7 protein-coding genes and 1 rRNA gene are annotated in these 11,780 nt (G+C 59.1%); 3 read left to right on the top strand and 5 right to left on the bottom strand.

Features of this window, described 5'->3' with window-relative positions:
- Positions 1 to 246 precede the first annotated feature (246 nt).
- Positions 247 to 363, top strand: a 5S ribosomal RNA gene (rrf, locus tag AC1AZA_RS11195).
- Positions 364 to 487: 124 nt separating this feature from the next.
- Here the strand turns inward: rrf and AC1AZA_RS11190 are convergent.
- Positions 488 to 1,885 (bottom strand): ATP-binding protein, encoded by a 1,398-nt coding sequence (locus AC1AZA_RS11190; RefSeq protein ID WP_476514733.1) that lies wholly within the window; start codon positions 1,883 to 1,885, stop codon positions 488 to 490.
- 189 nt (positions 1,886 to 2,074) lie between these two features.
- On the opposite strand from AC1AZA_RS11190, the gene AC1AZA_RS11185 reads away from it, so the two are divergent.
- Positions 2,075 to 4,171 (top strand): GH25 family lysozyme, encoded by a 2,097-nt coding sequence (locus AC1AZA_RS11185; protein WP_476514732.1) that lies wholly within the window; start codon positions 2,075 to 2,077, stop codon positions 4,169 to 4,171.
- Between the two features lie 63 nt (positions 4,172 to 4,234).
- On the opposite strand, the gene AC1AZA_RS11180 is transcribed toward AC1AZA_RS11185, so the two are convergent.
- The 3 genes from AC1AZA_RS11180 to AC1AZA_RS11170 all read right to left on the bottom strand — a co-directional run bounded on the left by AC1AZA_RS11180 (position 4,235) and on the right by AC1AZA_RS11170 (position 7,266).
- Entirely contained in the window at positions 4,235 to 5,194 is a 960-nt protein-coding gene (locus AC1AZA_RS11180) for a glycosyltransferase family 2 protein (protein ID WP_476514731.1), read from the bottom strand.
- Between the two features lie 67 nt (positions 5,195 to 5,261).
- Entirely contained in the window at positions 5,262 to 5,798 is a 537-nt protein-coding gene (locus AC1AZA_RS11175; RefSeq protein WP_476514730.1) for a hypothetical protein, read from the bottom strand.
- Positions 5,799 to 5,838: 40 nt separating this feature from the next.
- The gene (locus AC1AZA_RS11170) at positions 5,839 to 7,266 is read right to left on the bottom strand and encodes an NlpC/P60 family protein (protein WP_476514729.1); all 1,428 of its coding nucleotides are present in this window, start codon (positions 7,264 to 7,266) and stop codon (positions 5,839 to 5,841) included.
- A gap of 418 nt (positions 7,267 to 7,684) precedes the next feature.
- On the opposite strand from AC1AZA_RS11170, the gene AC1AZA_RS11165 reads away from it, so the two are divergent.
- Entirely contained in the window at positions 7,685 to 9,427 is a 1,743-nt protein-coding gene (locus AC1AZA_RS11165) for a DUF6020 family protein (RefSeq protein ID WP_476514728.1), read from the top strand.
- A 152-nt stretch (positions 9,428 to 9,579) separates the two neighbouring features.
- Here AC1AZA_RS11165 and AC1AZA_RS11160 read toward each other — a convergent pair whose 3' ends face one another.
- Positions 9,580 to 11,538, bottom strand: a complete 1,959-nt coding sequence (locus AC1AZA_RS11160) for a glycosyltransferase family 2 protein (RefSeq protein WP_476514727.1) — start codon at positions 11,536 to 11,538, stop codon at positions 9,580 to 9,582.
- Positions 11,539 to 11,780 lie beyond the last annotated feature (242 nt).

Here is an 11,780-nt window from a genome sequence, read left to right as displayed (position 1 = left end):
CCATGTGGAACACGTGGTTGATAGGCCGGACGTGGAAGCCGCGCGAGCGGTGGAGCTGACCGGTACTAATGGGGGAACGCCAACACGACACACGCCTTCTTCCGGGAGTGCGTGTGCGTGGGATGGTTGGGCGTCGGATTCGTCTGCGGCACGGAGCACAAGCGTGCTTCACTTTACGACAGGCAACGAAACGTCGTGGCTCGCGTCCATTGTCCGGTTCCCGGACCGCCACCATGCGTTGGTTTTTGCGGTGGTCATGGCCCAGGGGTCACGCCCGGTCCCTTTCCGAACCCGGTAGCTAAGGCCTGGCACGGTGATGGTACTGCACCCGAGAGAGTGTGGGAGAGTAACACACCGCCGCAAATACACTTGTGAGTGGCCCGTCAGGTTTTGCCTGACGGGCCATTTTTCGTATCAGAGGCCTGCCGGCATCGACGGGGATTCGTTGGGGGTTTCGCGTGCCGGTTGCCGCGGGTCGTAGGTTGTATTATCCCAGCATGTCGTCGAACGCGATCAGCTGTACCCGGTGGTCGGACGCCGTCAGTTCGCGGAGATTGTCGGTGAAGCCCGATCTGGAGAACAGGATGTAATAACGTTCGGGATAATCCAGCAGCTGTGCGCGACGCAGCAGCGTACGGTACTCAGCCTCGCCTACCGGATCGTTGCGCCACTTGCATTCGCAGAATATCGCACGGTCCGGGTCTTGCCCGGCGGCTACGATGTCGATTTCCTCCTGCTGACGGGTTTTGGGATCGGAACCCCACCATCGACCTGTCTGCAGGATCGGGAACGGCAGACAATCATAGCCGCGTCCCCATAGCCATTGCTTGCAGATGTCCTCGAATACCGGGCCCATGAATCTGGGCAGGTCGTCCATGATCATCCGGGTCACCAGCTCGAGGCGCCAAGCCTGAATGGCGGACATGCTGCGGGGAATGTAACGGTACCAGAACCTGAAGAACGAGTCGCTGACCCGGTAGATTGTCTTGCTGCGGCCCTTGGCTCCGAACGGAGTCTCCTTGCTCAGAATGCCCAGATCAATCATGTTGGTGAGATACACCTGTGCCTGACTGGTGGGCATGTGGCTCGCCGAGGCGATCTCGCTCATGCGCGAAGAGCCTGTAGCGATGTTGCTGATCATCTCGTTGTATTCAGCCGGTTTACGTACCTCCTGCTGCAGCAGCATGTAGGGTTCGTCAAACAGATTGCACGAGGGGGAGATCAACCGCTGAGCGATCGTCTCGGCGATGTTGTCGGTCGGCGCGAGCCATGCGAGGTATTGCGCAACGCCTCCGGTGAGTCCGTAGGCGACCGCGGAGTGCTCCTTGGTGAGATTCGAGGTGAACTCGCGCGTCTCCTCCGGCGAGAACGGGTTGAGCTTGATCGATGCGGTACGTCTGCCGTACAGCGGACTCTTGTAATCGAGCACCTGCCGTTCCATGAACGACATGGAGGATCCGCACAGGACGATCATCAGCCGGCTGTCGTCCTTGTGCCGGTCGATCGCATGCTGGAGTACCGAGGATACCGAACGGTCGGCCTGCGCCAGATACGGGTATTCGTCGATCACCCATACCAAGCGCCGATTCCGCGCCAGATCGAAGACGGCGTCCACGGCGCTTTGGAAATCCCGGTACACGGGTGCGTCCGGGCCGGCTCCCTCGCCTTTCCTGTAAGCGTCGATTGCAGCGCTGAGGGCGTTGAGATTGCCCTGCATGGTCGCTTCGATCGCAGCATAGAAGATGCTTGGTTTTCCCGTGAGGAAGCGGTTGATCAGAGTGGTTTTGCCGATGCGCCTGCGTCCGTACATGACGACGCATTCGAAGCGGTGCGAATCATAGGCCTGTTGCAGCTGGGCCAGTTCCCGATCTCGTCCCACGAACATATTCACTCACTGCCCTTCCTGAATATTGCTCAACTATATATTAGTATAGTACATATTACTAAATTGTGTAATAGCGGTGATGAGTGAGGGAAGGCTCTGAAGACGCTATCGACGTCATACGGTAGGTTGGACAGGCGAGAGTGATCAATCGATCCGATGCGTGCGATGACAGGTGGAAGGCGAGCAATCATGAAACGACGTATGGGCGTGCGGCTGGTGGCCTTGGCTGCGGCGGTGAGCATGGGCGTGAGCTTCGGCGTATCCGGGGCGACGGCGCTGGATGACGCCGTGGTGGTACAGGCGGATGCGGTTGCAGGCGACGATCAGTTGGGTGCGGCCCAAGCGCAGGAGCTGCCGGAGACCGTTGACGCATCGATTCCGGACGATGCCACGATCGTCTCGCCCGAACTGGCGGTCACCGGCGACGGCACCGTCAAGGATGTGAAGACCGGCGACACGGTGACCGATCCGCGGCTCGTGGGCACCGAGGCCACGCCGCCCGATCCGCTGGAGAAGACCGGCGGCAAGACGTACATTCCGGTCAGCGTGCAGGATGCCAGGGAAGCAAAGAATGCCGAGGTGTCCGAAGCGAACGGGGTTGACACGACGAACGCCATTGCCGACACTGCAGATTCCGCAGCAGGTTTTGCGGGTTACACGGATGGCGAGCAGTCAGACCAAGACGGCGTCGTGCTCGCAGCCGAGAGGGCTTCCTCCGCATATTGGGGAACCTACAACGGGTCCAAGGCGTTCTTCCAGGGCGACGGGCAGCTCTTCGTGCAGCGGGCCAAGAAAGTGATTGACGTGTCCCGTCACAACGGCACGATCGACTGGCAGGCAGCCAAGAACGCAGGCGTGGAAGGTGCGATCATCCGCATCGGCTTCGGCGCCAGCAACGACAACGTGGACGCGCAACTCGACGGGCAGGCCCAGCGCAACATCAACGAATGCAAGCGTCTCGGCATCCCCTTCGGCGTCTACCTCTACTCCTACGCGGACACCACCGCCATGGCCGCCGAGGAAGGCGACTACACGGTCAAACTCCTCAAGAAGCTCGGCGTTACGCCGTCGAACCTCTCGTACCCGGTGTACTACGATCTGGAACAGTGGACGTGGACCGGCCACAAGCCGCCCACCAGCCCGGCAGCCTACGAGCAGATCGCCCGCGCATGGTACGGCAGGCTGCAGAACGCCGGCTACGGCAGCCATCTGGGCATCTACTCCTACACCAGCTACCTGAACGGGCCGCTCAACGCGAGCTATATCCACCAGCGCACCACATGGGTGGCGCAGTACTCCAGCCGCATCACCTACACGGGATTCGCCTCGAACTGGCGCGGATGGCAGTACACGTCCGTCGGCGAGATCGGCGGCGTGGGCGGCAGCGTAGACATCAGCGCGTTCGGCGAGAGGACCGTGGCGAACTCCGGCAGCTCGAACGGATCGGCGAACAAGCCGGGGACGGGGAACAGGCCGAGCAAACCTACATACAATACCAAGGGCGGGATCGCCATATACCGCAATGCGCATGCATGGCTTGGTTCTCCGACGGCCGATGAGTTGAAGGTCAAGGGCGGTGCGTCGCAGTCGTTCCAGAACGGCACGGTGTTCTGGGAGTCCGCGACCGGCAACACCTATGCCACCAAGGGTGGCGTGCAGGGCGAATACGCGTCCCTCGGCTGGGAGCAGGGTATCCTCGGGTTTCCGAGCTCCGATGAGCGCCAATTGCGCGGCGGGGTGTCGCAGTCGTTCGCGCACGGGCAGATTCACTGGACTCAGGCGACTGGTGCGCATTTCACCCGAGGTGCGATTCAGGATCACTGGGCGTCCCTCGGCTGGGAGAACGGCTGGCTCGGGTACCTGACCGGCGACGAGCTGTCCGTGCGAGGCGGCGCGTCCCAGACCTTCCGGGGCGGAACCGTGTTCTGGAGCTCCTCGACCGGCGCCCACGCCGTCAAGGGCGGCATCTTGGGCGAATACGCCGGCCTGCGCTGGGAGCAGGGCATCCTCGGGTTCCCGACGTCGGAGGAGCGCAAGCTGAACAACGGCGCCTCCCAGTCGTTCCAGAACGGGCAGATCCACTGGAGTCCGTCCACCGGCGCGCATTTCACCCGCGGTGGCATCCAGAACTACTGGGCCTCCACCGGCTGGGAGAACGGCTGGCTCGGCTATCCGACGTCTGGCGAGATCCAAGACCCCGTGAGGCGAGGAGAGGTGTACCAGAATTTCCAGCATGGGCAGATTCACTGGCGCAGCTGGAATGGCACTATATACACAACGCGCTAAACGACTGCCACGTCAGGGATGGGGCGCTCCCTTTTAAGTTGAGCGCCCCGCCGTGGAAGGGGCTTATGCGCGAGGCGTATTTTGGGATTTCAGGTATGCGAAGAGGTTTTTGTCGATGAGGTACTGCTTGCGGTCCTTCTTGGCGAGGACGTCGAGGATCACGCCCGCGATAATGAGCAGCAGGCCGACCATGATCAGCAGGACCGAGACGATGAGCGTGGGGAACCGGGCCACGAGGCCGGTGCTCCAGAACTCCGCGATCACCGAGCACAGGAACCCGACGCCGAGCAGGCCGACCAGGCCGCCGATGACGGTGAAGAACGGCAGGGGCTTGTACTCGCGGATCAGACGGAAGATGGTGCTCATCACCTTGATGCCGTCCCCCACGGTGTTGAGCTTGCTGACGGACCCGGCGGGCCTGTCGCGGTACTGGATCGGCATCTCGTACAGGCGCACGTTCTTGTCGAGGCTGTGGATCGTCATCTCGGTCTCGACCTCGAATCCGCGCGAGAGCACGGGATAGGTCTTCACATACGTGAACGAGAACGCGCGGTATCCGGTCATGATGTCGCGCACGTGCGCGCCGAACAGGCTGTTGATCGAACCTCGGACGAGCCGGTTGCCGAAGTTATGGAAGGGACGCTTGTTCTCCTGGAAATAGGTGGAGGACAGGCGGTCGCCGATGACCATGTCGTAGCCCTCGAGCACCTTTTGGACCATGTCGGGGGCGGCGTCCGCGGGGTAGGTGTCGTCGCCGTCGGCCATGACGTACACGTCGGCATCGATCTCCTCGAACATAGCGCGGATGACGTGGCCCTTGCCCTGACGGGGTTCGCGCCGCACGATGGCGCCCGCTTCGGCCGCGATGGCCGCGGTGCGGTCGGTGGAGTTGTTGTCGTACACGTAGATGTTCGCGTCGGGCAGGGCCGCGCGGAAATCGCGCACGACCTTGCCGATGGTGATCTCCTCGTTGTAGCACGGCAACAACACCGCGATGGTCGGGTTCTCGATCTTTTCTTGCATGGGATCCAATCTTACTGAACAATGCCGCGGCAGGCGATCGCCGCGGCATCGGTTGTCTTTCTTGAGATTACTGCTCGGTGATGTACAGGTTCAGGCCGCTGTGCTCGTTGTAGCTCCACGTGGCGCTGAAGCCGTTCCATTCGAAGGTTTGTTGCAGTGGCTGGTCGGCTTTGGCTTCGATTTGCGTCCGCTCTTCGGCGGGCATCCGCAATGCGTTCGCCACGCATGAGAACGCCGAGAAATTTGATTCACTGCCGGACAGTACGGTGAGCGATTTCGAGGATTCGTCGTAAACCAGCGCTTCCTTGGATGGGTCCTCCGAATTGAACGTGGTGTGCGGATTGCACGCAGAATCCGTCTGCGCGAGGTTGACCGCCGGCGTCTGCGACGATTCGGATTGCGAAGGAACTGGCGTTTCAACGGGGGCGCCCGTGGTCGTCGTCTGTGATGACGGAGCGGACGTGGAGGGGAGCGGAGCCGGCTGCTTGTCGCCGCCAGCGAGAACATACCATGCCGCCGCCACTGCAATGACCGCCGCCACTGCCACTGCGCCAATGATCACCGCGGCGGTGCGGGATTTGCCGTTGCGGGAATGCTCATCCATGAGTCAGACCTCTTTTCCTTGTGTTTGTGCTGAGCGCCTATCAGATGAACGGGCGTGCAACGGCGGTCGGTGTGCCGTTGTTCCACATGTTGTTGAGCCTCACCGACGGCACGTTGGCCTCGATGATCTGGTCGTTGCCAAGGTAAATGGCCACATGCCCGGGCCAGAAGATCAGATCGCCGCGTTGGCGTTCCGCAAGGGAGACGTGCTTGAACCGCGCGTCCGCCGCCATGTTGTTGGCGTCGTGGCTGTGCCAAGGGTCGTACCAGTGGTTGGTGGGGTTGTATTCCTTGAGGTCCATGCCGGTGGCATACAGGGACTGCATCACCAGACCAGCGCAGTCAACGCCCACGCCGGGTTGCAGGGCGTAATCCCACACGTAACGGGTGCCCAGATAATCGTAGGCTCGACCGATCATGGCCTCGATAGCCTGCTCGCGGGTGGCGCTCATGCCGATGCGCGACGGTGAAGCGTATCCGAAGATGCTGCGTTGCGGCACGGACACGTCACAGGAGCTGACTTGGAAATACTGGCTGGGGTTTTGCCAGCCGTTCTTGCCGCAACCGTTCCAGTGAAGCGTTCCATGCTGGAAGTTCTGCGCGCGTCCCTTGCCGGAATCGTATTCGTCGCTGGTGGGGTAGCCGAGGTTGCCGTGTTCGAAGCCGTTGTTTCCGTATGCGGCGAAGATGCCGTCGTGCACGAAGTGGGCTCCGGTGGAGCTGGTCCAGTACATGGTGCCGTGCTGGAAGAGCTGGTAGACGCCGCCGTTGGTGGTTTTGGTTTCGTCGCTGGTGGGGTAGCCTGCCTGTCCGTTTTCCCAGCCGAGGTCGCGCCAGCGGTTCTGAATCGCGCCTCGGGTGGCCCAGGCTCCGGTCGTCGGCGACCAGTGGATCTGCCCGTGCTGGAATTCTTGGGAGACGCCGCCGTTGAGCTTGCGTTCGTCGCTGGTGGGGTAGCCGAGGTTGCCGTGTTCGAAGCCGTTGTTTCCGTATGCGGCGAAGATGCCGTCGTGCACGAAGTGGGCTCCGGTGGAGCTGGTCCAGTACATGGTGCCGTGCTGGAAGAGCTGGTAGACGCCGCCGTTGGTGGTTTTGGTTTCGTCGCTGGTGGGGTAGCCTGCCTGTCCGTTTTCCCAGCCGAGGTCGCGCCAATGGTCCTGAATTGGCCCCGTTACGGCCCAAGCTCCAGTTTTGGGGGACCAGTAGATGCGGCCATGTTCAAATTGCTGGCCCATGCCGCCATCCTTGAGCCCGGTCTTCATGTTGGCCGTGGGCTTGCCGAGTTTGCCTTTCTCTCCGCCGAGCGACTGGTACTTCTTCGCGATTGCTCCGCTGACCTTGTATGTTGACTGAACAGACTGGGGAGTCGCTTGAGCCGAAGGCGTTTGTGGCTGTTGCTGTGTTACGGAGGGACCGGCGGCCTGCGCTACAACCGGTGACAGTGTTGCGCATACGGTGACTAGGCACACGATGGCTGCAGATAAACGATTGAATGAAGCAGCACGCGGAATCACTGCGGTTCTCTTTCTCTCAGACAGAACATTCTCTTCCGATGATAGGCAAAAAACAAGAAAATGCCGAATCCGGGAAGACCGGCCTGTTCGTTAGGGCAGAGAAGAGCGATGAACCGTGAAAGGGCGATATATATGGAGGGGGCGGTCCCCACTGCTTTGGCATGTCGGTCCAAGCCGGATAGAATCATGATGCCTGTTTCCGACTGTACACGCGAAGGATTGATATTACGATGTCTGATACGGACTCCATGCCGAGCATCGGCGGTTTCCCGCAGACCTCCTCCTATGGCGGCAGGAAGCTCAACCGACCATGCGATAAGGGAGAAGTAGCCCATCGTGTCTATGCATCGTTCTTCAGAAAGGCCTCACATTCATGACTGATGTCGCAATCAGCCCCCGGTTGAACCCTCTTTCTCCGCAAGGGAGGAAGGCCCGACTCGTTGACGTTGCCGCGCTGGGGTGTGCCGTGATGATCATGCTGCTGGAAACGGTATGCTCGGTGATGGATCAGACGGAGATGTTCGCCACCCCTATCACTCAGCAGATTATTCAGCAGGCTTCGGTGTCCGGCATCATCCGAGGCGTGGTCATGTACGTCATAATGCGGCTAGTGTTCCTATGGGCTGATTTTGCTCAAGGACTGCGAACTGACACCAACGGTGAGACTAAACGGTGGCGGCGATATGTGAGTTATGTATTGGCACGACGCGATCGAATGACCATGCAACAAAGCATGAGACAGCGTTTCATGCCGTACATGGCTGTGATACTGATGTGTTGGATACCGTGGATCGTAGTGTGCTGGCCTGGCAGTCTCCGGGATGACACCATAGCTCAGCTCATGCAGTCATCGGGGCATCATGAGTATTTCACCCAGCATCCGCTGTTTGACACGTTGGTCTTTGGCCTGTTCTGGAACATCGGCGAATCACTGGGACATATGATCTATGGTTTGGCGATCTACACGGTGGTACAGGCGGTGTTGTTTGCGGCAGGACTCGCGTTTCTGTTTTGCTATGTGCGCAAATGCGGCGTTCCGCGTCTGTACATGTGGCTCGGGATGCTCTTTGCAGCTACGAATTATCTTGTTGTTGGCGCGGTGCCTACCATGGGTAAGGACTCGTTCCATACGATCTTCTTTATCCCAGCAGCCGTGATTTTCGTAGAGACATGCCTGACGAAAGGTGCCGTGCTGCGGCGCATGCCGGTGATGGTGACATTCGTGGTTCTGCTCGCGCTTTGCATTGCCAGCAAACGCACGGCGCTGGTAATTGTTGTACTTGCTCTGGCTCTTCTGCTGATTGCTGCCAAAGAGAATCGGCGTAACGTATTGGCGGTCTTGATTTCAAGCGTGGTGTTGGTCCAATTCGTATGGAATCCCATTTCTGTTGTGGTAACCCATGCGGCACCTTTCTCCAATCGGGAAACTGCAGCATATATCACCCAGCCGATCGGTCGTGTTGCATCGCAGCGTCCAGATGGCATCACTGCCGAAGAACGGCAGCAACTCAGTGGTTTCATGGATGTGGATGAGGCCGGCAAGCTGTATGTTCCATATCGTTCTGACGAGACGGTATGGACGTACAACGAGCAGGCCACCACTGCGGATAAGGTCAATGCGATCAAGGCATGGGCGGCTATCGGGATGCGCAATCCCGATGAATATGCCAAGGCGTATTCCGCATTGATGCTCAACTGGGCGAATATGGATTTTTCATTCACCTATCCCACTGACGCCGATTATGTGTTCACCGACGGCTATATGAAGCAATGGGCGACTTGGACTAGGACACCGGAGGAATCGGAGCGACTGTTGCAGCCTTTAATGGGTACATCTATAAAAGCTGCTTGGAAACATGATGCCGAACAGTGGGTTCAGCAGTTCACCAAGCATAACCCATTCACGTCCGTTGGCCTGTACGTTACGTGTATTCCGCTGGCTCTTGGATGGTATCTTCTGGTGCGGCGGCGATGGACTGCGCTCGTTGCTTGGTCGTTCCTTGCCTGGACTATCTTGTCACTGTATGTGTCTCCGCTGGTGCTTTTCTGGTATGCAATTCCGGTGTATCTAGTACTCCCGTTATTTGGTGCTCTGCCTTTTATGAATGAGGATTAAACAGAAGAAGATTTCACGTGTCGAATCATCTTGCGCGGTTCCAATCAATAGCGGAGTATTGCAAGGTATGCGACATGGGGATATTCGTCCGCCTTCTACAGAGCACTAGACAAACGGCGGGCATCGGTCCCGCGATACCCGCCGTTTGGGAATCAGATTCCCAGATATTCCTTCCATGCCTTGACTGTGGTCATGCGAGCAAAGGCTTCACGGTACAGCTTGTCCAGCTCGTCCTTACGGTCGTGGTATTCTTTGACGTCCTTCTTGTAGCGCTTCCATAGCTCATTGAACCGCTGCTGGTTCTTATGACGGATGGCACCCTTGCGTTGCGGTACGCTGATCGCAACCACGATCTCCGCCTCGCGCAGCTCACCGCCGGTATAAGCTCCACCATTGGCTTCGCAAACCGCCACCTTGCCGGCCTTGGTGTACGGCAGCGGCGTGCGCTGGCCGTTGAACGTGATGAAGTCGAGACCGCGCTGGAGGAAGGTGCGGGGCTTGTCTCGCACGATGTCGTCCATCTCCAACTTGCGGTAGTCGATGCCCAGCTTCTTGAGCTCGTCATCCAGCTCCTCCAGTGGCAGCAGCTTTTCGATGCGCCGATGCGAGCCGAGGAACTGCTTCTCTGCGAATCCCGGGGCGAAGGTCACATCGGGGCCCTTAAGGAAGTCCTCGAAGCCTTCCAACGCCACTTCGGCATCATCGTAGTTGAATCGCTTCAGCTCGATCTGGATCTGACGGAACAGAGCGTCCTCGAAATCGGACAGGGGGGCGCAACCGGAGGCATGGCGGATGATGAACAGGTTTCTCGCCACCTGATAGCGCTCCACTGCAGCGTCGTAGCGCATGAAGAACGGGGAATGCCATACGCACAGACCGTTCATGCTCATGATCTTCGGAGGGTTCCGAAGCGAGTATTCCACGTCGTCATACCGTACGAACAGGGGCAGCGGCATACCGCGACGTTCGATCTGCGTCATCGGAATGCAGCAGTACCACCATGCCTGATAGCGCTGCGTGTATTGGTCCTCGAACAGGTTGCGCGGCTCGGGAAGCTGATAGGCCTCGTTCTCAATGACGTCGTGAAGCACGCTCATGCGCATCACGGGCTTGATCGGCTGGCACCAACCGGCCTTGTTGAAGAAGCCCATGTCCTCCGGACGGATATCGGGCTCGTCGAGGCTCATCATGGCGCCAGAAATGAAGGCTTCGCGCCATTCGTCCTTGACTACCTTTAGCAGGCTGTAGGTGCGCAGCAGCGATTCCGGCGAAAGGGAGACGTCATCATCCATGAGAATCACGTGGGTGGCCTTGGGGGTCTGTTCGATGGACTCGATCATGCCTCGTGCGAAACCGCCTGCACCGCCGGAGTTGACGTTGGGATGCAGTTTGATACGGTCGCCGGCAAGTACCTCCTCGTCATGGAGTGTGCGGCCGTTATCCACGATGTGCAGTGTGAAGTGCCGTCCGGCATCCGTCCCGGAACCCAGTACCGCGTCATGGAAAATACGCGCATTGCGGCGGATATACGGCTCCTTCTTGAACGTAGTGATGCACAGAGATACCTCGACATCGTGCACGTCCTCCTCGTCCACGTCCATGTCCCAGCGGGCATCACGAATCCGGACAGGACCTGTGGTCTCGACGGTGGCGCCGAACAGCACGGGGTTACGCTTGTTGGCGTACCCTTGAGGAACGGCGATGGACAGATCGTGCCACTCGCCGTCGGCAGGCGCTGCTACAGGATCCACGTCCTGTACCGGGGTCGGTGCGAAGGAATAGGTGTCTGCCATGGTCAGAGTAACGGACATCATTGCTTTGTCAGCCGATTGTTCGCCGGTAGTCGGCGCAGCGGCCTCTGCCTTCACCGAGAGACGAAGGTGAAAAGCCTTAGCATTGGTATAACGGCGCCACTTCATCACGGAGAGAGCGTTGAAGAAGGTCATGAAATCGTATTTGCCGGCTTCGGCTAGCCTGAATTCGCGATGATCCTCGTTGTCCACGAAGGACGGCGCTACGAGATGGTCGCCGCGCACCCATAGCGTAGGCTGCTTTGCATATTGCGGGATATCGTCAATGCCGATGTTTTGGGCGGTCAGCGTCACTGTCATTTAGCGCAAGCTCCTCATTCGTTGGGCCACTTCATGATTTCGTGCACGGTCGCGCCCGGTTGCGCGAAACGACGTCGAGGGCACGGCATGCGCATACATAGTGGATGCTAGCAGAAGGGACAGTACGGAGATCGACGTGACTCACGTTTTTTGAGCGCGTAATGGCTAGTGGTGCCTCATCGGGAATGAGCGCGAACGGTACCGGTCCTGTTTGGCTTGTCGTATGGAAGGCAAGATCGGCA

The organism is Bifidobacterium sp. LH_389 (assembly GCF_056357235.1).
The sequence above is the reverse complement of the archived record's forward strand: the minus strand, read 5'-3'. Positions and strand labels throughout refer to the sequence as shown.